The 23,055-nt window shown below is 36.8% G+C and carries 19 protein-coding genes and 1 pseudogene; 14 read left to right on the forward strand and 6 right to left on the reverse strand.

Annotated elements, in window-relative coordinates:
* Positions 1-264: 264 nt before the first annotated feature.
* Complete coding sequence (locus tag CP368_RS04240; protein ID WP_098036467.1) at positions 265-2,121, reverse strand: heavy metal translocating P-type ATPase; 1,857 nt, start codon at positions 2,119-2,121, stop codon at positions 265-267.
* A gap of 133 nt (positions 2,122-2,254) precedes the next feature.
* Positions 2,255-2,725 (reverse strand): cyclic-di-AMP-binding protein CbpB, encoded by a 471-nt coding sequence (gene cbpB / locus CP368_RS04245; RefSeq protein ID WP_025005988.1) that lies wholly within the window; start codon positions 2,723-2,725, stop codon positions 2,255-2,257.
* Positions 2,726-3,300: 575 nt separating this feature from the next.
* Between cbpB and CP368_RS04255 the strand changes: the two genes are divergently transcribed.
* The 10 genes from CP368_RS04255 to CP368_RS04300 all read left to right on the forward strand — a co-directional run bounded on the left by CP368_RS04255 (position 3,301) and on the right by CP368_RS04300 (position 11,784).
* Entirely contained in the window at positions 3,301-4,437 is a 1,137-nt protein-coding gene (locus tag CP368_RS04255) for a YncE family protein (protein ID WP_087176270.1), read from the forward strand.
* An 18-nt stretch (positions 4,438-4,455) separates the two neighbouring features.
* Positions 4,456-4,752: a hypothetical protein gene (locus CP368_RS04260; RefSeq protein ID WP_087236089.1), complete on the forward strand. Its 297-nt coding sequence runs from the start codon at positions 4,456-4,458 to the stop codon at positions 4,750-4,752.
* Positions 4,753-4,905: 153 nt separating this feature from the next.
* Entirely contained in the window at positions 4,906-5,058 is a 153-nt protein-coding gene (locus CP368_RS04265) for a teichoic acid D-Ala incorporation-associated protein DltX (protein ID WP_025005985.1), read from the forward strand.
* Positions 5,059-5,073: 15 nt separating this feature from the next.
* Entirely contained in the window at positions 5,074-6,588 is a 1,515-nt protein-coding gene (dltA, locus tag CP368_RS04270) for a D-alanine--poly(phosphoribitol) ligase subunit DltA (protein ID WP_098043943.1), read from the forward strand.
* The gene (gene dltB / locus CP368_RS04275; RefSeq protein ID WP_098036465.1) at positions 6,588-7,826 is read left to right on the forward strand and encodes a D-alanyl-lipoteichoic acid biosynthesis protein DltB; all 1,239 of its coding nucleotides are present in this window, start codon (positions 6,588-6,590) and stop codon (positions 7,824-7,826) included. Before dltA ends, dltB begins: the two co-directional genes overlap by 1 nt.
* 58 nt (positions 7,827-7,884) lie before the next feature.
* Positions 7,885-8,124, forward strand: a complete 240-nt coding sequence (gene dltC, locus CP368_RS04280; protein ID WP_013438765.1) for a D-alanine--poly(phosphoribitol) ligase subunit DltC — start codon at positions 7,885-7,887, stop codon at positions 8,122-8,124.
* A complete protein-coding gene (gene dltD, locus CP368_RS04285) occupies positions 8,117-9,403 on the forward strand; it encodes a D-alanyl-lipoteichoic acid biosynthesis protein DltD (RefSeq protein ID WP_025005982.1) in 1,287 nt (428 codons plus the stop codon). Before dltC ends, dltD begins: the two co-directional genes overlap by 8 nt.
* A complete protein-coding gene (locus tag CP368_RS04290) occupies positions 9,403-10,347 on the forward strand; it encodes a serine hydrolase (protein WP_098043944.1) in 945 nt (314 codons plus the stop codon). The genes dltD and CP368_RS04290 overlap by 1 nt, the downstream gene beginning before the upstream one ends.
* Positions 10,348-10,432: 85 nt before the next feature.
* Positions 10,433-10,837: a hypothetical protein gene (locus tag CP368_RS04295; protein ID WP_025005980.1), complete on the forward strand. Its 405-nt coding sequence runs from the start codon at positions 10,433-10,435 to the stop codon at positions 10,835-10,837.
* Between the two features lie 272 nt (positions 10,838-11,109).
* Positions 11,110-11,784 carry a DUF975 family protein gene (locus CP368_RS04300; protein ID WP_098043945.1) on the forward strand — a complete coding sequence of 225 codons (675 nt, stop codon included), beginning with the start codon at positions 11,110-11,112 and terminating at the stop codon, positions 11,782-11,784.
* Between the two features lie 66 nt (positions 11,785-11,850).
* On the opposite strand, the gene CP368_RS04305 is transcribed toward CP368_RS04300, so the two are convergent.
* On the reverse strand, positions 11,851-12,810 hold the full coding sequence (locus CP368_RS04305) for a GH25 family lysozyme (RefSeq protein ID WP_098045782.1): 960 nt from the start codon (positions 12,808-12,810) through the stop codon (positions 11,851-11,853).
* 273 nt (positions 12,811-13,083) lie between these two features.
* Here CP368_RS04305 and CP368_RS04310 point away from each other — a divergent pair, with 273 nt between their 5' ends.
* The gene (locus tag CP368_RS04310) at positions 13,084-14,700 is read left to right on the forward strand and encodes a polysaccharide biosynthesis protein (RefSeq protein ID WP_087176261.1); all 1,617 of its coding nucleotides are present in this window, start codon (positions 13,084-13,086) and stop codon (positions 14,698-14,700) included.
* Between the two features lie 39 nt (positions 14,701-14,739).
* On the opposite strand, the gene CP368_RS04315 is transcribed toward CP368_RS04310, so the two are convergent.
* The 3 genes and pseudogenes from CP368_RS04315 to CP368_RS04325 all read right to left on the reverse strand — a co-directional run bounded on the left by CP368_RS04315 (position 14,740) and on the right by CP368_RS04325 (position 18,263).
* Positions 14,740-14,976 carry a hypothetical protein gene (locus tag CP368_RS04315; protein ID WP_025005976.1) on the reverse strand — a complete coding sequence of 79 codons (237 nt, stop codon included), beginning with the start codon at positions 14,974-14,976 and terminating at the stop codon, positions 14,740-14,742.
* Positions 14,977-15,022: 46 nt separating this feature from the next.
* Positions 15,023-17,552: pseudogene (locus tag CP368_RS04320) on the reverse strand (FtsX-like permease family protein).
* Between the two features lie 9 nt (positions 17,553-17,561).
* Complete coding sequence (locus CP368_RS04325) at positions 17,562-18,263, reverse strand: ABC transporter ATP-binding protein (protein WP_098045783.1); 702 nt, start codon at positions 18,261-18,263, stop codon at positions 17,562-17,564.
* 88 nt (positions 18,264-18,351) lie between these two features.
* Here CP368_RS04325 and CP368_RS04330 point away from each other — a divergent pair, with 88 nt between their 5' ends.
* From CP368_RS04330 to CP368_RS04340, 3 genes are all read left to right on the forward strand, one after another.
* Positions 18,352-19,677, forward strand: coding sequence for a PTS transporter subunit EIIC (locus tag CP368_RS04330; RefSeq protein ID WP_098045784.1), 1,326 nt, complete (start codon positions 18,352-18,354; stop codon positions 19,675-19,677).
* Complete coding sequence (locus CP368_RS04335; RefSeq protein ID WP_098036461.1) at positions 19,646-20,575, forward strand: alpha/beta hydrolase; 930 nt, start codon at positions 19,646-19,648, stop codon at positions 20,573-20,575. Before CP368_RS04330 ends, CP368_RS04335 begins: the two co-directional genes overlap by 32 nt.
* 283 nt (positions 20,576-20,858) lie before the next feature.
* On the forward strand, positions 20,859-22,982 hold the full coding sequence (locus CP368_RS04340) for an ATP-dependent Clp protease ATP-binding subunit (RefSeq protein WP_098044406.1): 2,124 nt from the start codon (positions 20,859-20,861) through the stop codon (positions 22,980-22,982).
* Positions 22,983-23,055: the final 73 nt, after the last annotated feature.

Consider the following 23,055-nt stretch of genomic DNA (forward strand, 5'->3'; position numbering starts at 1 on the left):
TAACTAGAATTAAGTACACAGAAAAGAATAGGTGGGACGATGAGTATCAAAAGTATTATTGATATTATTTTAGTTTTCATCTTCAGATATGGTACTCCTTGGTGATGTTTAGAAATTATGCTAAGAGAATTACTTATAATGATGTGGTCTCTTTCTTTAAGATTATAATATGATACCTTTAGAGTTAAACAATTTAATAAAATAAAAAGCTCTAGAATCATCTCGACTCTAGAGCTTTTTATTTTGTTAATATCTAATTTTTACTTACTCTTCCAAACCAAATTGCTTATTGCTTGGCTTAGTCTTAGCAAGAAGTCCCAAACTGATAGTGATCATGTCGACAACTTCCTGTAAGATAGCACCCCAAAAGGCAGGAATGACACCGGTGAAGGCGATCAATTCGATGATGATAACCACACCAATAGCAGTTAAAACATCGATGTTGGCAACCTTCATTGTATGTTTAGAAATAGCAACCGCATCATTAACCTTAGATAAATCGTTAACCATGATAACGGCATCGGCACTTTCACTGGCAGCTGTTGCGCCTTTAGCACCCATAGCGATACCGACATCAGCGGCAGTTAAACTTGGAGCATCGTTAACACCGTCACCAGTCATAACGACAGGACGCAAGTCTTTTGGTACTTCCTTGATAGCCTTAATCTTTTCAGCTGGTAAAAGATCGGCACGAATATCAGTAATGCCAGCTTTTTTACCAACCTTTTCAGCAACTTGCTTGTGGTCACCAGTAAGCATCATGATGTCTTCTGCACCTTGGCGCTTCAACTTCGCAATTGTATCAGCCGTTTCTGGACGAATTTCATCCATCATAGTAATGTAACCGGCAAACTTGCCATCGACTGAAACGAAGACAGCAGTTGAAGTTATGTCAATCTTTTCATGATTAGGATCTACGAAACTTAATTTACCCACCTTAACATGCTTGCCATTGACGTCACCTTCAACACCTTGAGCGGTAGTTTCCTTTAAGTTGGTAACTGGCTTGATTAACTTGCTGTCAGTAGCCTTAACCAAAGAACTGGCAATAACGTGGCTAGATTGTTGTTCAACACTAGCAGCTAAGCTTTGTAATTCTTCTTTTGAAAGAGCATCGCCTTCAGGGATGATTTGGTCAACCACCAATTGATTTTCAGTTAAAGTACCAGTCTTATCAAAGGCAAAAGTCTTAGCACGAGCTAACTTTTCAAGAGTTGGACCTGACTTAACAATAATGTGGTGAGCTGACATTGAACTCATACCACTGACTAAAGCAACAGGAGCTGCGATCAAAAGTGGACATGGAGAAGCAACAACCATAACTTCCGCAAATCTTGTAGCATCCCCAGACACTGCCCATGCAACACCACCAATAATCAATGAGATGATGGTAAATGGAACGGCGTAACGGTCGGCCATCTTAACGAACTTAGCTGGTTGAGCTTGTGATGACTTAACCAAAGCGACAATTGACTGATATTCTGAGTCCTTAGCAGCCTTAGTAACCTTCATCTGGACGGCAGCATCACCGTTAACGGAACCAGACATCAAGTCATCGCCTGGCTTTTTAGCAACAGGAACAGATTCACCGGTCAATGATGATTGGTCAAAGTTTGATTCACCTTTAACAATTTCACCATCAACTGGAACTTGTTGACCTGGTTTAATTAAAACAATGTCACCGATTTTCAAATCATCAACATTGACTTCGGTAATCTTGCCGTTGATTAACTTGTTGGCGATTCTAGGAGTATTGTTCAAAAGGGAACGCAATTCCTTGCTGGCTTGACCTGTAGCGTAGTCCTCCAGAGTTTCACCACCAGTAGACATTACCAAGATCATCCATTCAGCCCAATAATTGTTGATTAAAATAGTAGAAACAATCGCAATTACGGCTAAAATATCGACACCGTAACGGCCGGATTTCCAGTCATTGAATATTTCCATTAACAAAAGAACGGAAATCCAAATACCCAAAATGTCGATGATAATTGCTTGTGGATTCATTTGCAATTTAAGAATTGGCGTTACAAATAGAGTAGAAGCATGTAAACCAAATTCAAAAATTAAACTTATTACCCCGGCAATTAAAACGACAATAAATTTCCATTGACGTTTCATATGTATAGCCTCCAAAAAAGTAAATATATCACTCTACTCAAAACATTCTAACATTCTTTTATCATAAGAATACGTAAATAGAATTCTATTTTTCTTCATTAAAAAAGGCAGTCCATAATAGACTGCCCGTGGGTTATTTTATTTTGATTGACTTGTAGTGCTTATCATATGTATGGGTAACATAGTTAAAGGCTTTGATCCACTCTCGTCTAGTAAGTAATCCTTGGAAAACGCCGCGGTCATCGACGACCGGTAAAAAGGCGTTGTTAATCAATAAATGAAGCTGCGCCTCTAGCGTAGTTTCGACAAAATTTATTTTATCGAACTTGGTTTGCATGACATCTTTAACCTTTAATTGATCTAAAGGTGCGGTAGAAATTTCTTCATTCGTTAGCATCTTGTCTGTAATCATCGCTAAACTAAGCAGACCAACCACTTTTTTATCTTTATCTAAAACTGGAATTTTAGAATATTTAACTTTAGTAAGGATTAAAAAGGCATGATATAAAGGATTGTCATCTTGAACAAAGGCAATCCGGCTAGCTGGAATTAAAAACGAACCTGATTTTTCTTGAATTAAGTGTTTGATTGATGGTGAAAACATATTTGCGCCTCTTTTCTATCTTAAGTATACAGGAAAAAAGGAAAAGGCCCGCAAGATTTTGCGGACCTTATTAGTTTCATCTACTTTGGAGGAGTAAGAATGAATGAAATAAAAAAGTGGGAGTATGTAACAAGTTTCTACCGCCTTGTTACATTTTTTATAATACAGGCTAAATGTGAATTAAAAATGTTCAAATTCTTATGAAAAGGTAAAGATTTGCTTGTGAAGTATTTAAGAAATTGATTTTGGGCATAAGAAAAGCTCACGCAACGCACGTGAGCCGAAAGGGATAGATATGAAATTGACTAATTGGAGTAAGTCAATTCTTTTTATTTTCATTATTTACTTGGAGGAGTATGAATGAAAAACAAAAAAGTTGAGTTGTAGTAGTAAGTGGAAGTCTTACTTGCTACATTACATAGTATAACCTTAAATTGTGAAAAAAGTGTGACGAAATAAACTTTATTTTCGAAAAATCTATATTTTTAATGAAAATTCGTGGCAGATTAGTAAAAGTATAATGAATGTGGCTATAATGTTAGACATGTCAAAAAGGTAAAGAAAGGAACAGTTCGGTGAAAAAATTTGGAAAGTTTGTTTTGCAATTGATAATAACTGTTCTCATCTTAGTAGGTGTCGGAACAGGCGGCTATTTTGGCTATCAATGGTTGCAGAAACAAGAGATGCTGCGAGAGCGTCCTAAAGTAGTAAAAGCTAATGATGGAACAAATACGAGTGCAGCTTGGCATAATTTCAAAAACTATCAAAAAGCTTTACGTGAAAACTATCCTTTTATTAATAAAGTATCTACTTATGTTCCGCCGAGGACATGGGACGGAAAAGATTTTATTATTCCAGGACTGATTTCAACTAAGGCCTACAATTTTAAAACTAAAAAATACGATGTAGCAACTGCAATGACGCCTCAAGGAATCGCGGTAGCGAGCAAGTACATTTTAATTACTGCCTATGACGGGGATCATGTTCATGCTTCCGTTATCTATGTTTTAGATAAAAAGACGGGTAAATATATTAAGACAATTCAAGTTCCAGGTAGGCCGCATTTAGGCGGTATTGCATATGATCCCGTTGCTAAAAATATTTGGATTACAGGTTCATTAGGTAAGTCCTCAGCTTTAGCCGCATTTTCATTAAAAGAAATGAAAGAATATAAGCCAGGAAGCAGAATTCCAATTAAATATGATCACCAGATTGCAATTCCAGCAGTTGAAAAAGCATCTGCAGTTACCTATTATGACAGTCAATTATTTGTTGGATTCTTCAATATGTATGGACGCGGCAAAGTTGCGGCATATCGAATTGCTCGTAGCGGCAAAAACAAAGGTTCGATTACTAATAATGAAGTGAAATCTGTTACGGGTACGCTGCAGTGGTCAGATCCAACTGGCGAAACTAGCATGGATAAGCAGATTCAAGGGATTGCAATTTATCAAAATAAGATCTTCTTGAGTCAGTCATACGGTAGCGGTAGTTCTAAGCTGTACGTTTTCCCAACTTCTGCCTTAAATGCATTAGATGAAAAGAATGCGGAGTTAGAACTAGAAATGCCGCCATATTTGGAGCAGATTACAGCTTATAAAGGGCAACTACTTTGTCTATTTGAATCCGCGTCGCAGCAATATGCTAAGCCGAATGTTGTAGTAATGGATCGGATTTTATCCATCAATATTAATGCGTTGTTTGGCAATTAGGATGAAAGGAAACAAGCGATGAATCTCAATTACCGTCAAAAGGAAATCTTTTGGTTGCGTTTTGCGGGCTGGTTTTGCCTGCTGCCTGCAACAACGTATCTGTATTTGTATCAAAATCTACACTCATGGTTTTGTTTAGGCGAATTAATCATTATCGTATTGTTTGCAGCGTATATTTTGGCCACGGCAAAAAGCGATCGTTGGACTGATCCTAAAAATATGATGCGACTATTGATCTTTGCTTTAATTTTTGTTGCGGTAATTATAGCCATTCCGCTGTACTTCGCATACCGCAATTGCAAAAAAATGCAATAATAAAACGCTTTCCGTATATTTTATGCAGCCTTAATTTAAGAAAAAGTTTAAATTTGTTAAAATATATAGCGATGATGCGCTGATTGTTGCTATTTGTAGTAATATAAGACAAAGTAATAAAATGTTACAAAAATATTACTTGAGGGAGAAACAATGGATAAGAAATCGAAAATTGATTCTCGAGGCAAACGCGTCGGTATGTTTGTCTTGAAAACGATTGTTTATTTTGGGATCCTGATGGCCCTTATTTATTTGTATGAATATAGTGGACTTACTTCAGTTCATTTCATTTATAACGAATTTTAAGGTAGGTGCTGTTACATGATTCAAGATGTTATTAAGAGAATAGATGAGATAGCTGAACAAGAACCAGATCGTGTTGTTTACGACTATCTTGGTAAAACCAATACATATGGCGAACTTAAGCAGCGTTCCAATGCGTGGGCACACAAGATTGCTGCGATGGATATTCCAGATCATGCTCCAATCATGATCTGGGGTGGTCAAACTTTTGAAATGGTTGCTAGTTTCCTTGGCTGTGTTAAGTCAGGTCACGCATATATTCCAATTGCTAGCTACTCAAACGCTGAACGTTTGACCATGATCCAAGATGTTTCAAAATCACCAATAGTTTTGGAAATTGATCCATTGCCAGATGTTGATTTGTCTGATGTTCAAGTGCTTAAGGCTAGTGAAGTTGAAGATGGCGACTTTACTGTTAATGAAGACGATTTTGTCGAAGGCGACGATAATTACTACATTATCTTTACTTCAGGTACAACTGGTAAGCCTAAGGGTGTACAAATTAGTCATGACAATTTGCTTAGTTTCGTAAACTGGGAATTATCAGACTTCAATTTGCCAGAAAATCCAAGCTTCTTGGCACAAGCACCATATTCTTTCGACTTGTCAGTTATGAGTCTTTACCCAGCACTTGTTTCTGCTGGTAAGTTAGTGGTACTTCCACATGATGTTACTCAAAACTTTGGTCAATTATTCCAGACTTTGCCAAAGATGCAATTCAACGTATGGGTATCTACACCATCATTTGCACAAATGTGCTTCTTAGATAAGACTTTTGATAGTGAACATCACCCAGATTTGACTCACTTCTTATTCTGTGGAGAAGAATTACCACACAGTGAAGCAGACATGCTTAAGAAGAAATTCCCTACTAGTCATATTTTCAATACTTACGGCCCAACTGAAACTACAGTTGCTGTTACTCAAGTCGAAATTACTGACGAAGTACTTGAAAAGTATGACCGTTTGCCAATTGGTAAAGTTAAGGAAGATACTAAGATTACAATTGATACTTCAAAGGGTGATAAACCTGGCGAAGGTGAAATTATCATTAACGGTCCTAGCGTTTCTAAGGGTTACATGAATAACCCAGAAAAAACGGAAGCTGCTTTCTTCCATAAAGATGGCGAAAAGTATGCTAGCTACCGCAGTGGGGATGCCGGATTCTTTGATGGCGATATGCTATTTTATCGCGGTAGAATTGACTTCCAAATTAAGTTCAATGGTTACAGAATCGAACTTGAAGAAATCAACTTCTACTTAACTAAGAATAAATACGTTCGTTATGGCGTTGCGGCACCTAAATACAATAAGGACCACACTGTTAAGCAAATCGTTGCAGAAATCGAATTAAAGGAAGGCGTAGCGTGTCAGCACTCAGAAGCTGCTTTAACTAAGGAAATTCGTGAAGATTTAGCTAAGAACGTTATGCCTTACATGATTCCACAACGTTTTGTTTACCAAGATAAATTGCCAATTTCTCAAAATGGCAAGGTAGATATCAAAGCGGTTATTAAGGAGGTTAATAAGTAGTGAATTTTAATTTCATTAACTTACAACCTTATTCAAATCCGCAATATTTCATTTATTTGATGATTGCTTTAATCCCAATCATTTTGGGGTTATACTTCGGTCATCGTTTCAAGACATATGAAGCAATTTTCTCAATTGTTTTCTTATTCTTGATTTTTGATGGTAGTCACTGGCAACAAGGGGTTAACTTATTAATCTGGCTGGTTTATGAGTTTATTTTGACCTTTGCTTATCAGTATTATCGTCATCACGGTAAAAATAAGACTTGGGTATTTAGCTTAGCAGTAATTCTGGCAATTATTCCATTAGCTGCAGTTAAATATTTAACTGCTTTTCCTGATAATTCCATCGGCTTTGTAATTGGGTTCTTAGGTATTTCATATGTAACCTTTAAGACCGTTCAAGTTATTATGGAAATGCGTGATGGTGCGATTAAGAAGGTAGATCCTGTAACTTATGCAAGATTCTTGCTCTTCTTCCCAACCATTTCATCAGGTCCTATTGATCGTTACCGTAGATTTAAGAAGGATTATGAAAAGGTTCCTACAAGGGATGCATATATTACTGATTTGCAATATGCAGTAAGATATTTATTCCAAGGCTTTTTATATAAGTTTGTTATTGGTTGGTTCTTTGGTACTTATTGGTTACCAAAGATCACTGCCTCTGCATTAGCAGTCGGCAATGCAAATGGTGGTTTGAAGCTTTCATGGTGGGTACTTGCTTACATGTATTGTTACAGCATGTACTTGTTCTTTGACTTTGCAGGTTATTCATTATTTGCCGTATCAATTTCATACTTCATGGGTATTCATACCCCAATGAACTTCAATAAGCCATTTATTTCTAAGAACATTAAAGATTTCTGGAATCGTTGGCATATGACTTTGTCATTCTGGTTCCGTGACTACATCTATATGCGATTCTCTTTCTTTGCAATGAAGAAAAAATTGTTTAAGAATCGAATTAGATTGTCACAAGTTTCTTACTTCCTGTTGTTCTTAATCCAGGGTTTCTGGCACGGCTTAACGTGGTATTATATTGTTTATGGTATCTTCCACGCTTCAGCTATTTGTATCAACGATATGTGGCTTAGATTTAAGGGAAAGCATAAGAAGCAAATTCCATCTAACAAGTTTACTGAATGGTTCGCCATTTTCTTAACCTTTAACGTAGTTTGCTTCAGTTTCTTGATTTTCTCAGGATTTCTTAGTCAACTATGGTTCGGTTGGAAATAAGCTTATATAATATGGAATGATATTAATTAAGTATTTGTGTTGAATAGAGGTATTAATTATGGACACTAAACAAGGCGTATTAGACATTTTAAACGATTTAACTGGTGAAGATTTATCAGATCAAATGGATGAAAACATCTTTGACAATGGTTTGATGGACTCAATGGCAAGTGTACAAATGCTTTTGAGCTTACAAGAAAAGTTTGATATTGATGTTCCCGTTTCAGAATTCAAGCGTGCTGAATGGGATACTCCAAATAAGATTGTTGCAAAGGTGGAAAGCTTAGAAAATGAGTAATAAACGCCGGCTGTGGCAAATTTTTGGCCCAGTTATTTGCGCTTTTATCCTTTTATTAGTTGTATTCCTTATTCCCTGGGAAAGAACTTTTTCTAAGCAAACAATCTATGAAGCTGCTGCTTCACAAAATACTACTGTCTTTAAGGGCAGTACAATGAAGCAAGAAGCTTTTGATGACGGCTATGTACCTTTCTATGGTTCAAGTGAATTATCAAGATTTGATCCATTGCACCCTAGTGTAATTGCGGAAAAGTATCATAGAAATTACCGTCCATTCTTGCTTGGTGGTCCAGGTAGTCAATCTTTGGCTCAGTTTTTAGGGATGCAAGGCACAGCTAAGCAACTTAAGAATAAAAAGGCTGTTGTGATTATTTCACCACAATGGTTTACCAAAAAGGGTCAAGATCCTAATGCCTTTGCTTTGTATTATTCACCACTTCAAGCATGTAATTTCTTGTTAAGTGCTAAGAATAATAAGACTGATCGTTACGCTGCTAAGCGTTTGCTTGAAATGCCAGACGTTAAGGGCGAAATTAAGAATAGTCTTCAGCAAATTGCGGAAGGTAAGAAACTAACCACTTTCCAAAAGTTTTACTTAAACAATCGTCGTAGAATGCTCAGTAATGAAGATAACTTCTTCAGTGCATTCCAATTGCGCGATCGTGTAAATAAGATTCAAAAGAAAGCTAAAGTTTTACCAAGTGCATACTCTGTTAAGGCTTTGAATAAGGTCGCTGCAGAACAAGCTGCAATGCATACTAATTCAAATAACTTAGGAATTGACAATACTTTCTATAGAACTCGTTTGCCTAAGAAGGTATTGAAGCGTTTGAAGGGTAGTCAACGTAATTTCGACTATGTTCACTCAGTTGAATATGGTGACTTCCAATTAATGCTGGAACAATTTGCTAAGCAACATACTAATGTATTGTTCATTATTCCTCCAATTAACGGAAAATGGATGAAATACACTGGTTTATCAGAAAAGATGTACCAGGAATCTGTTGCTAAGATTGAGCACCAACTTGTTAACCAAGGTTTTGAAAATGTAGTAGATCTTTCAAAACGTGGTAATGAAAAGTACTTCATGGAAGATACTATTCACTTAGGTTGGAAAGGATGGGTTGCAGTTGATCAAGCTGTTAAACCATTCATGGAATTACCAAATAGACGTTACAACTACTACATGTCTAACTACTACTACTCCAAGAAGTGGCAGAATAAAGACGATGTTAAGAGCGTCGATTTGACTAATAAGAACAGTTTAAAAGCAAAGTAGTGCGCCAGGCTATTGATCGTTTAGGCATTAAAGGATCTGTCTTGGTAACAAGCAACAGAAAACCTTTACTTGAGTACGCTACAAATAATAGTACTGACACTAGTTATTTGATTAATTCAGTGCAAAAATCAATGACTGCTGCGATGGTCATGCGTGAGGTACAAAAGGGAAAGCTGAGTTTAGATGATCCACTTTCTAAGTTTTACCCTAACGTAGATGGTGCAGATAATGTCAAGATTAGCAACTTGTTAACCATGACTTCTGGATTAGATCTAGAAACTGATCAACAATTGGGGACACCGGAATTTATTTCAGATGAAGCCAATATTGCTCACGATGCAAAATACACTGTGTTTGACGGTAGAAAGTTAGGCAAGTGGCATTATACAGCTGTAAACTACATTTACCTTTGTGGTATCTTGTCTAAGCTTGAACATAAGTCTTATGAAAAGCTATTCCGTGAGACTTACATCAAGCCGCTTAAGTTAAAGCAAACCGAATTTTTATGGTCAAGCATGACTAAGTTGAAATCTGCAGGCTGGGTTCCAGGCTACGAAAGAAGTTCTGGTCAATTCATGAGAGTTGATCATGATCAGGCTGTGAAGGATGCACATAATGAATTAGGTGCAGGCTCTATTGTGATGTCTAATGCTGATTTAGCAAAAACGATTGAGTATATCCTACATGGTAAATTACTGACTAAAGAAAGCAGAAAAGTGCTTTTCAAGGGTAAGGCACCGTCATACTACAATGGTGGTTTTTATAACTTGAAGAAGTACAAGGCAGCTAATGGTGCTGGTGAAGGTTATTACACCTTCTTGCGTACTACCAAAGGTGCTAAGGACATGATTATTATTCAGGATAATCACACTACTCATGGCGAATTTGGTAAGATTAAAAAGAAAGTAAACCGCATTATGTCGATAATGCTGCACTTTAATTAAAGAGAAAAGACGAGGCGTTGAGCCTCGTCTTTTTTGCGTATGTAAGTGAATTATGAAAGCGATTTAATTGGAAAGCGCGAATATTATGGCAACTTTAGTTACATATGGTGTATTTGTTTTTATTGCAATAATGGGTATTGTTCAAATTTTAATTAGTAATTCTGTTATGAAGCAAACTGCTGGCAATAAAGGATATAATGCTGCCAACGTTGGACGCAATAGTAGAAGAATCGGTTATGCTTTAATTATCATAGGCATTGGGCTAATCATCTTATGGTCTGCTGGCAATGCCAATAATGGTGCTATCTATAAGTGGACTGCAATTGTTGCAGGAATTTTTGTAACAATTATCGGAATTTATAACGCTTGGCAAATTCACAAATCTATTAATGCTGAGCATCCCCTCAAAGAAGGTAAAAACGCAGGTCATCTTGCAATAGCAGTATTACAAATTATCTTTGGTATTATCGCAATTATTTGTGGATTATAACTATCAAAATAACAATCTGTATCAATCCGTGTCATTTTGCTTGTTTTTTATATTTTTGAATGCTAGAATTTTCATGTACCGCCGCTAGTAGTAGTCATTTTCTCCGGTAGCGAAAATGTTATCTTCTATATGTGGTCAGAGACGGCGGTCAACACTGTGTGAGCCTAGTTCCGTGTTGGTGGAATTAGGCTTTTTTTGATACCATTTTTTATTGACTATAATCTACGTTTAGGTGACACTAATTATGTAACTGATATAGAAAGAGTGGGAAAATGGCTGTTACAAGAAAAGAATTAAAAGACAATGCCAAGCAATACTTACGTGGAAATTGGGGCTGGGCAATAATTGTCTTCTTGATTACCGCAATTATCGTTGGCATTTTTACTGGCGCTGGTCACTGGTTAGATGAAACTTACATAAATTATGACGGAACCAATATTTTCTACCAATTTGCTAGTCCAATTGGATCAATTCTCCTTTGGATCGGTAGTTTCATTGGTTTGAGTAGAAACATTGCATTTCTAGAATTAAGAGACGATCAAAAAGAAGAAAAACCATATATGGCTGCATTTTCAGTCTTTACTGAGAATCGCTTTGGTCCAGAATTGATTAATTTCGTGCTGGTTTCTATTTTTACATTCTTATGGACTTGGCTTTTGATTATCCCAGGTATTATCAAGGCTTATTCTTATTCCATGACACCGTATATCGTGAAGGACATGGTAGCCAGCGGTAAGCAAGTCAGTGCAACTGACGGAATTAATGCCAGCAAGGAGCTCATGAAGGGCCACAAGATGGCTTTGTTTATCTTTGACTTAAGTTTCCTAGGCTGGAACATTTTGGCCGCCATAACCTGCGGAATTGGCTATTTATGGGTTACTCCATATTACCAAACTGCTAAAGCAAACTTTTACCGTCACATTGCAGGCGATAAGTTCTTAAAGTAAAAAAAGCAAAATAAAATGCATCAGGTAAGTTTTTACCTGGTGCATTTTTTGATAGCTAATTATTTTTTAGTAAAGGTTAGCAGCCTTGATGTATTTGTTTTTGCCAATCTTGTAGTACTTTTTACCATGAATAGTCTTCTTACCGTGAACAGTAACAGAATGGTTCTTCTTCAAGACCTTGTGCTTCTTACGCTTGCCGTTCTTATCGTAAACATAAGCGTTGTGCTTCAATACACGAGCCTTACCGGTATTCTTCTTAGGAGCTTGAGAAACTGCATTACCTGATGATGAAAGTGGCAAAACGTTGATGTTACCGTCTACGTTAAGGCCACGCCAGTTATCAGTAAATTGCCAAATTGAAACACCGTTCATTGATGGGAAGTAGTTAAAGTTAGGATTGTCGATACGACCTGAAATAGCGTATGAAGCAACCCATAAACTGTTAGGAAATGCATTAACTACTTTGTTAGTGTTAATGTTGTTTCTCAATACAGATGAACTAGCGTAAAGAAGTGGCTTGTAACCAGCATCCTTAACTTTCTTCATGAAAGCAATAATTGCGTTAGCAGTAGGGTTCTTACCCATGTTGATGTTGTTACCATCGCCTGATTCATAATCACAAGCAAGGTATGAACCTGGGTTAAGACCTACAGCCTTGGCTGATGCAATAGCATAATTTGCTTCACGCTTAGCAGCTGAAGTGCTTGCACTGAAAGTAGCGAAGTGGTAGCCCATTGGCATCATGTTTTGACGACGTGCGCTAGCAACTTGACCACTAGCCTTAGGGTTTCTGTAGCCTGTACCTTCACTAACCTTAACTACAGCAAACTTAGCGCCAGATCTAGCGTGAGCAGACAAGTCAGCACTTTGGTAACTAGCAACGTCAATCCCAAGTGAACGTGCAGCTACGGAAGTAGTTGAAGCTTGCACAGTTTGTGGAGCTTGAGCCTTTACCGCAGCGATACCTGTAGTTAAAAAAATAGCAACGCATGCTAATTTAGTAATAAATCTCTTCTTAAAAAACAACGTAAATCCCCCATGATTTTTTTATTAATAGAATTATAAATAATCAGTAACTTTCACATAGAAACATTTCAATCATAATGATTATTCTGAGGCGGGTCAAGCCTCCTAACGATAAATTAAACTGTAGGTAATAATATGGTAACTAATGTAACCAATTTGTATTATTTCTCGACTAAATTTCTCTAAAAAGAAGCCCCTTTGTTCCCAAAAATGAAAAAATCCACGTATAATTAATGAGGCACAATGAGATAACGTAGATTTGAGGTTTTACTGTTGAATAAAAAGATCCTATCGGGTTCGTTTTGGCTATCGTTTGGTAGTATCGTATCGAGAATTCTAGGAGTTGTATATTTAATTCCTTGGTTGATTATGTTGGGGAGCTATCACAACCAATTGAATGCGCAAGCTCTGTTTAATTCTTCGTACACGCCTTATGCATTATTTTTATCTGTCGGAACCGCGGGGCTTCCTTCAGTTATTGCCCGGGAAGTATCACAATTAAATTCGCAAAATAGATATAAAGATAGTTTGTATATTACCAAGCTGGGACTCATTATCATGTTAGTAATGGGGTTAGCCTGCGGAATTTTGCTATATGTAACTGCACCAATCATTGCTAAAAACAGTCCGGTTGATTCTGTAGCTAGTGCAACGATTTCAATTCGTGTTTTAGTTCCAGCCGTAATTATTTTGCCATCAATGAGTATGGTAAGAGGATGGTTTCAAGGAAATAATGATATGAAGCCATACGGAATTTCCCAATTATGGGAACAATTTGCGCGGATTCTCTTTATTTTGTTGGCAACCCTTTTAGTTATTGAGGTTTTTCATCATAATTACGTAATCGCAGTTTATTTTAGCGTTTTCGGTGCTTGTGTTGGCGCTATTGCTAGTTATTTGTACCTCTTTGCGTATTTACGCAAGCGGTGGGGTCATTATAAGCAGCTTCTTGAAAATAGCGAAGAGCGTGCTTTAAACAACGTAACACGAAGCTTGCTTAATCTGTGGTATGCTTCTATACCTTTTGTTTTATTAGGTTCTTTTATTACCGTTACTCAATTAGTAGATCAATTATTGTTCAAGCAGGTATTGATTAATTTTAATCATCTCAGCAGCACTTACGTTAGCTATATTTATACGATTTTTTCAGCTAATCCTAGCAAGATTACTACGGTAATTATTTCTTTAGCGACGGCTGTATCTGAAACAAGTTTGCCATTATTAGCTGGACTTAAGTTTAAGAGTAAGGATCGACAAGAAAGCATTAAAAAATTATTGTTAGAAAACTACCGTTTACTTTTATTTGTATTATTACCAGTAGTAGCATTAGGTGCATTTGCGGCATCACCAATTTATACGGTGCTTTTTTCTCATGATAGTCTCGGCGCATATTATCTAGTTGAAAATATTGTCCAGAGTTTGTTAGCTGGACTAGTAATGAATTCGTTGACTCTACTGCTTGCTTTGAATATGAATAAACTAGCCGTGATTTACATGGTTTGGGGCGTTGTGTTTAAAGTGATCTTGCAAGTCCCAATGACTATGTTTATGAATGCGGACGGTGCAATTTTATCTACGGACATTTCATTTTTGATTGTAATTTGGCTTAGCTATCATAAACTTAACAAGACCTATGGCATTCGTCTTACTAGCTTATTGCCAATTGTGGTTACTAATGAGATTTATATAGTTATCTTGTTTATTTATCAATTGCTGATAGGAAATCACTTTAATCATTTAGGACGAGTGGGGAGTTTTATTTACTTAGCAATTTTTGGTTTAATCTTTTTAGGATTATACGTATTAATTTCGAACTTAATGGGTATTTCCCAAGAAATTTTTGGTAAAAAAATCGGCTATCGTTATTACCGTTATAAACATTATCATTAAAAAAGGCAGCAGGTTTTCCTGCCGCCTTTTTTAGTAGTTTTAATAGTTACGATTGATGTCGCCCATGCTGGAACGCATTGCTTCATCAACGTATCTTGACGTTTCAACATCAGCTTCTTTCAAAGCCTCTTGAACGTCTTTATAGCTCATTTGGTTAACGAGATAGAATCTCAATGCTGTATTAACTAAGTCATTAAAGTCAGTATCGTTAATTTCGTTATATTTGTCGATTAATTTAGCAATATCGCTATTTAATTCAAAGTGTTTTCTTGGCATAATTGTTCCCACCCTTTTCTATAAAGGCATTATAGCATAATGCTTGCTAATCAATTGATGATAAAGCATCCAGCATATTGATCTTTTTAATCTTGTGGTGAACTACAACTGCTAAGGCAGCAGTAATGATTGCTGGAATCAATGCGGAGAATACAAAGTTAAATGGATACATATTTGGATCAAACATTGCGGCATCTGGCGGCAAGCTGGTGATAATGAAGTGGTGCAGCCACCAACCGAAACCAAAGCCAACAATAATTCCTAATGCAGAGAGAATAATAGTCTCCCGATAGATATACATGGTAGCTTCATTGTCATAAAATCCCAACACCTTGATAGTAGCCAGCTCCCGAATTCTTTCTGCAACGTTGATGTTGGTCAAATTGTAGATAACGACAATGGCGAGCATCCCTGAAATCAAAATAAAGATAACTTCGTTCAGACTACCGGTGTAGCTGCCTAATATTTTTCTATTCGAAGAATTGGAAATCACTGTTTCAATTGCGGCCGTTTTGACTAACTTCCTGCTAATACGATTAACTTCTTGCGGTTCATGACTTCTCATAGTAACGAGATAGGCATTCGCAGCGTATTTTTGACCAGTAGCGCGGGCGTATTCTTTTTGATTCATAAAGACGTAATGCCCCAAATACATTTCACAAATTCCTTTAACTTTAAAGCGGTAAGTTTTTCCAGCGCTGTTTTTTAGAGAAATAGTTGAGCCTTTCCTGGCGTTTAACAAGGTAGCTAATTTTTCAGAAATAATTACGCCATCGTCAGGCAAAGTGAGTTTCTTTTTACTTTGCCTTTCTCTTAAATTGATTGATTTCCTAAAATTAGCGGCTGATTCTGGTGTAATCATCATGATGTTTTCAGTTGAACCGCTTTGATTAAGATGCTTGGTTAATTGCTGATACTGCACGGCATTTGTTTGTGTAATATCTTTTTCTTTAAAAATGCTATCTAATTCGTGCTGCTCTTTTTTAGTAACATGTTTGCTCTTTAAAGCAATGATGTCATTTTTTTGGACAGCGGAATATTGAATATTGCCAATTCCCTGAAGAGAATCACGAATGCCGAATCCCATGCCTAGCAAGCCTGTACAACCTGCTACGCCAAAAATGGTCATTAACATTCTACTCTTGTAGCGGAAGATGTTTCGTGCAGTAACTTTGACAGAAAAACTCATGTGTTTCCATAACCAGGGGATGTGTTCCAGTAAAATACGAGAACCATTTTTAGGTGGTTTAGGTAAAGCAATGCTGCTGGCTTTTCTTTTAGAGTTTGATAAAGCGTCAACATAGAAACAGCAGTAGTAGCAAGTAGTGCGATAATTAACGAAATAAGCAATGGCCACCAAGCAAAGTTAAGCTGGTAATCACTTCCCAATGTGGAACTAGCTAGGTAAGCCTTGATAATCATGTTAGGCAAGAAAGTATAACCTAAGCTAGCACCTAAGATCACGCCTAAAATTGCCGCAGAAGTGCTGTAAAGCAAGAACTTGAGCGCAATGCTAGCGTTGCTATAACCGAGTGCCTTAAATGTTCCAATATTAGTACGTTCTTCTTCTACGAAACGCATCATGGTAGTCAAACTGACCAATGCAGCAACGGCAAACAAAAAGACAGGGAAGACGTTGGCTAAAACTTCGACTCGCTCAGAATCAGCACGATAGGATGAATACCCTTGGCTTTTCTCACGACTGTTAATGGTATAGCTAGGATAATCGATTTGGATTTTATTTTTAGGTACCTCAATTTGCTCAGGCGTAATAGGGATGCCTTTTTTGATTAATTGCTCAGCGGCCTTCTTTTGATATTGTTTTTGATATAGCTGAACGTATTTATCGTATTTGTCTTGTCTATTCTTGTTTAAAGCCTTCTGCAATTTGTTTTGATCATGGTAAACGCGATTGCGATAAGTGACACTAAATGGGCTCAGATTAGCGGTGTTTTTAAAAGTTACACGTGAAACTTGATACACAGGTGAAGCGAACGCATTATGCGTTGTTACAGCGAATCCACTTAGTCGACCATTGCCGATATTGGTCTGACCGAATTGTGTTTTATCCAAAAATTCGCTTGATTTAACAAAGCCGACAATTTTATATGTTTTATTCTTTAGGATTCCTGGTTTGACGAAACTGATTTTTTCTCCGATGTGATACTTATTTTTTAGCAAATAAGAAAGAGCAATTTCTTTATTGTTTTCTGGGAAATGGCCCTTAATTCATAGCTTGAGAGATTATTTGACTGAGAGAATACCCGCAAGACATCTTGCTTATTTTTGACTTTTACATCTTGCAGATAGCCAAAGGTAGCCTGCTTAATTTCAGGGAGATTTTGAATGGTTGCTCGATCAGTTGAATTAATTCCGTAGTTGGAACTAACGGTGACATCGGCTAAATTGTGCTTAGTAAAAAAGTCCGCACCTGTTGCACGCATATCGGGGCCGGCTATTTTTAGTCCTACGAAGGCAAAAGTACCTAAACCAATTAGTAAGATAATTGCGATATAACGACCAAGCGAATGCGTTATGGCTTGGAAAGCGTCCTTCCATAAAATTGATTTGTGCATTATCAACACCTACCATTCAATGCTGCTGATATCCGCAGGCTGATCATTAGTTTCAATCTTTTGAATGCTACCGTCACGAATACGAATTACTTTATCCGCAATTGGTGCAATAGCGGCGTTATGGGTAACGATGAGCACAGTGGAGCCATTTTTTCGGCTCATGTCTTGTAGAATTTTTAAAATCTGTTTACCGGTTTTGTAATCGAGTGCTCCTGTTGGCTCATCACACAATAATAGCTCTGGCTTTTTCGCAATAGCACGAGCAATAGCGACACGTTGTTGTTCACCACCAGATAATTGAGCGGGAAAATTTTGCTCTCTATCAGATAAGTCTACTTCTCTTAAAGCCTCATCTGGATTCATTGCATCAGGCACGATTTGCGCAGCCAGTTCTACGTTTTTTTTTGCAGTTAGATTAGGGATTAAATTATAGAATTGAAAGACAAATCCCACATAATTTCTGCGGTAAGTTATTAATTGTTTGGCGTTATAAGATGCAATGTTTTTGCCTGCGACGATCACATCACCGCTTGTATTAGGTTCCATTCCGCCTAGAATATTGAGCAGTGTGGATTTGCCTACTCCTGAAGAGCCTAAGATAACTACTAATTCTCCCTTATTAATAGAAAAAGTAATATCTTTATTGGCGTAAATAGTTGCATCCCCAGATTGATAAATTTTAGTATTATTTTTTAATTCTATATAGGCCATAATTATCAACTTCCTAGCATCATTGTATAATGTGATTAATATAAACTCATTCAATCATATTTATTGAATATAGGTAAAGGGAAAAGCCATGGGAGAGAGAATAACCAACTTTATTCTTATCATAAGAAGATTACCAATATTTAGAATTTTTCAGCGAACTTTGGGGATGCTGATGCCAATTGCAATTATTGGTTCTTATTTTAAGTTGCTACGTGATGCTGTTTTTTCACCAGACAGTTTTATTTATAATATCCTGAATTTTGATTCAACTATGTCCGACAAAATATGGTATGCCGGTTCATTTATTTGTAACGGCTTTGTGCGGGTAACTTTTGGATTATTTGGTTTATATGCGGCATATTTTGCGGCACGTTATACAGCACGTTTATATCATAAAGATTCTACGTTAGCCGGTATGACTGCAGTAATGATAATTATGTTTTGTGCGTATGCAAGTAATGTGGGAAATAAGCTTAGTAATAAGTCAATGTTTTCATCTAGTGTATTGCAAATTAATGCTTTGTTACTTGCGTTACTAGTGGGATATGCAGTTGGTGAAATTTTCCATTGGTTAGGTAAAAATCACCAGCCTGTAGAATTTGAACATGTTCACCGAGTTAGAACTCGGGCCTGGAATGCGCTTTTGCCTGCATCTGTATCTATTATTGCGGGGATGATTTTGGGGATTATTATTTATGAATTGCAAATCAAGATATTGAGCTCCAGTACTTTTAAAGAATTGGTTATTCAAATTCAAAATTCCAACAATATATTTGAAATTATTGCATTGGCGTTTGTCGTTATGCTGCTTAGTTGGATTGGGATTGGCTATCCTTTAACTTCTTTATCTACGGCTGCAGCACTTACAAGCGGGACAGCTACTGTTAACCTCGATTATGCATTAAAACATGGCAGTTCATGGAATGTTCCTTATAAGTTTTTAGGTAGTTCGCTTGTTTATCCTTACGGTGCAATGGGCGGTGCTAGCGTTGTTTTAGCATTAATAGTAATCATTTTATTGTCACATCAAAATAAAGAGACAGAGAATATTGCCAAGGCTAATTTATTGCCTGCAGCATTTAACTCTACGTGGGGGTTCATGATAGGGATGCCAATTATTTTAACCCCCGTGCTCTTTTTACCTATGGTATTGATCCCTGTAATTAACATCATGATTGCTTCATTAGCAATTTTTCTTCATATTATTACACCATGTGTTTATCCAGTATTAAAAGGGACCCCAGGAATTCTTATTTCGTTTTTCGGTTCTAACGGCAACTGGAGTAATTTAGTCTTTTCTATTTGTTTATTTATTTTAGATATTTTGATGTTAATACCTATTTCGTTATTGGGACAAAGGATAGAAAGGAAACTTAAAGCTTATGAATATGAAAAAGGCCAACAAACTGCTTAAAAATCCTAATTTAAAATGGATTGCCCTTGTTTTATTAGTAGTTATGGTTTTCGCTATTCCTGGTTATAAATGGATGGAAAAAGATAACCAAGCTCGTGCACAAAGAATGAAATCTGCCTTGTCACCGGTAATCATGGTGCCTGGATCCAGTGCGACTACTGAACGTTTTAATGAGTTGGTTAAATTATTAAATCAAAACACTCCAACTAAACATAGCGTGTTGAAAATCAACGTTTCAACTAATGGTAATCTGTCGTATTCGGGCTCAATTAATAAAAATGATAATGAGCCGTTTATTATTATTGGCTTTAAAAACAATAAAGATGGTTATAGCAATATCAAAAAACAAGCAGGATGGTTAGATGAAGCCTTTGAAGCTATTTCATGGGACTATAAATTTAATAATTTTAAGGCCTTTGGCCATTCTAATGGTGGTTTAATTTGGACATACTGGCTAGAACACTATTATTCAACTTATTCGGATGAAATTACCATGAAGCGTTTAATGACAGTAGGGACGCCGTATAATTTTAGCGAAAAGAATATGAACCATAAAACGCAAATGCTGGAAGATTTTATTAAGTGCAAAAATAGACTCCCTAAGAGCTTAGTGGTGTATTCTGTATCTGGAGGCAAAAATTATGAGTCAGATGGGATCGTCCCAGAAGCTAGCGTTGCAGCAGGAAAGTATATTTTTCAAAAGCAAGTAAAGAGTTATACTGCGATGACAATCACTGGTGATAAGGCTGATCACTCTGATTTGCCTCAAAATCAACAAGTAGTCCAGGTTATTCAACAATATTTATTAGAACCAATTAAGAATAAGAATAATCAAGTAATATCGCGACAAGGAAAAAAGTCAGATAACGATAAAAATGGACAAAATGAGCAGGATTAACATTCATCCTGTGGAAAACTTTTACACCCAATAATCCTTTAAGCGTATAATTTCATCCTTCTTAATAAAATCTTTATATATTGTGAAGCAATATAAACACTTATATATCAACGATTTTATTACTTTTTTAGATTAACATCACAAATTAAAAGAAAAATGTGGAAAACTTTTAAATCTATGCTTGCAATCTGTGGATAACCTGCTATACTTATAAATGTAATGAATTAGCACTTAAATGCTTTGAGTGCTAAAAATCAAGTTTATGATGGGAGTGTTTGCAGATATGGCATACTTTGACAATGATTTTGACAACTTATTTAACGAATTGAACAGCTCATTCTTTAATGACGACTTTGGCAGAAGAAGTGGCAACGGTAATTCAGGTTCAATTCCTATTAATTACTCAAGCAATATGAGTTCAGCTCCTCAAACCATTCAACAAACCCCACAACAACCAAATGAAAAACCAATTGGCGTAGATTTAGTTGAAGAAGCAAAGAAGAATAATTTTGACCCAGTTATTGGTCGTGACGAACAAATTGATAACGTTATTGAAATTTTATCAAGACGTAAGAAGAATAATCCTGTATTAATCGGACCTGCTGGTGTTGGTAAGACTTCTATTGTAGAAGGTTTAGCTGAAAGAATTGCTTCAGGCAATGTGCCAGCTAAGATGGCTAACATGCACATTATTTCAGTAAACATCAATGACATGGTTGCTGGTTCAAGTCTTCGTGGTAGCTTTGAAGAAAGATTAAAGAAGGTTATCGACAAGGCCAAGAGTGATCCTAACATTGTTTTATTCATCGATGAATTGCACAACATTGTTGGTGCTGGTTCAACTGATTCAGAAAACAACAATGGTGACGCTGCTAACATCTTGAAGCCAGCTCTTGCAAGCGGTGACTTGAAGTTAATCGGTGCTACTACTACAAGCGAATTCCAAAGAATTGAAAAGGACCCAGCTTTATCACGTAGATTCCAAGCTGTTCAAGTTCCTGAACCAACTACAGATGTAGCTATCAAGATTTTGGAAGGCTTAAAGAAGAAGTACGAAGATTACCACCACGTAAAATACAGTGATGACAGTCTTAAACTAGCTGTTGAATTATCAGAAAGATACATTCAAGGTCGTTACTTACCAGACAAGGCCATTGACTTGATGGATGAAGCTGGTGCTAAGAAGGCTTTGCTTGTACAACCAACTGATGAAAAGAGCTTGAAGAATCAAATCAATGCTCTTGAAGCTAAGAAGTCAGAAGCTGCTAAGGCTGAAGACTACGACAAGGCTAGCGAAATTAAGAACAAGATTGCTGAACTTGAAAAGCAATTAAAGAACGTAGATACCAAGAATACTCCAGAAGTAACTGAAAAAGACATCTACGCAATTATTGAACAAAAGACTAAGATTCCTATGAGCGAACTTCACGCAGATGAAGCTCAAAAGAACTTAGACTTGGCTAAGAAGTTGAAGAAGAACGTTATTGACCAAGATAGAGCTATTGACGTAATTACTGACGCTATTGCTCGTAAGCAAATCTTCAAAGACAGCGATCGTCCTACTGGTTCATTCTTACTTACTGGTCCTACTGGTGTTGGTAAGACTGAACTTGCTAAACAATTAGCTATCCAATTATTTGGTAACAAAGATCACTTGATCCGTTTGGACATGAGTGAATACCAAGACGAGATGGCTGTTAACAAGTTAATCGGTTCTGCACCAGGCTACGTAGGCTACGGTGAAGGTGGTCAATTAACTGAAAAAGTTCGTCACCAACCATACTCATTGATTTTGTTTGACGAAATTGAAAAGGCTAACCCACAAGTCTTTAACGCACTTCTCCAAATTATGGATGACGGTCGTTTGACTGACGCACAAGGCAGAACCGTTTCATTCAAAGACACTATCTTGATTATGACTTCAAACGCAGGCTTCTCAGACAAGCTTCTTGAAGACGGCAAGGTTGACCAAGACAAGTTAATCTCAGCTCTTGAAAACTACTTCAGACCTGAATTCTTGAACCGTTTGGACGCAATCGTTCCATTCAACTCACTTACTGAACAAGACATGGGCAAGATTATCAACATTTACTTGAAGAAGATGTCTCACGTACTTGCTAAGAAGGGTGTAACTGTTGAAGTTTCAGACAAAGCTAAGGCATTCTTGGCAGAAAAGGGTTACGACAAGAAGTTCGGTGCTCGTCCACTTAGAAGAGTTGTTGAACAAAACCTTGAAACTCCAGCTGCTAAGTTGATCTTAAGAGAACCTGACACTAAGAAGGTTGAATTTACTGCTGACGACAAGCACTTGTACTTGAACGGCAAAGCAATCTTCGACATTTCTCCAAAGGTAGAAGAAAAGGTTAAGGAAGACGAAGCTAAGGCTGAAGACAAAAAGGAAGACTAATTAATAGTTAATAAAGAAAAGTGTCTGGGAAAAAACTAATTCCTAAGACATGAAAAAAGAACGATGATTTCCT

It is taken from the genome of Lactobacillus sp. UMNPBX17 (assembly GCF_002553735.1).
Taxonomy (GTDB): domain Bacteria; phylum Bacillota; class Bacilli; order Lactobacillales; family Lactobacillaceae; genus Lactobacillus; species Lactobacillus gallinarum.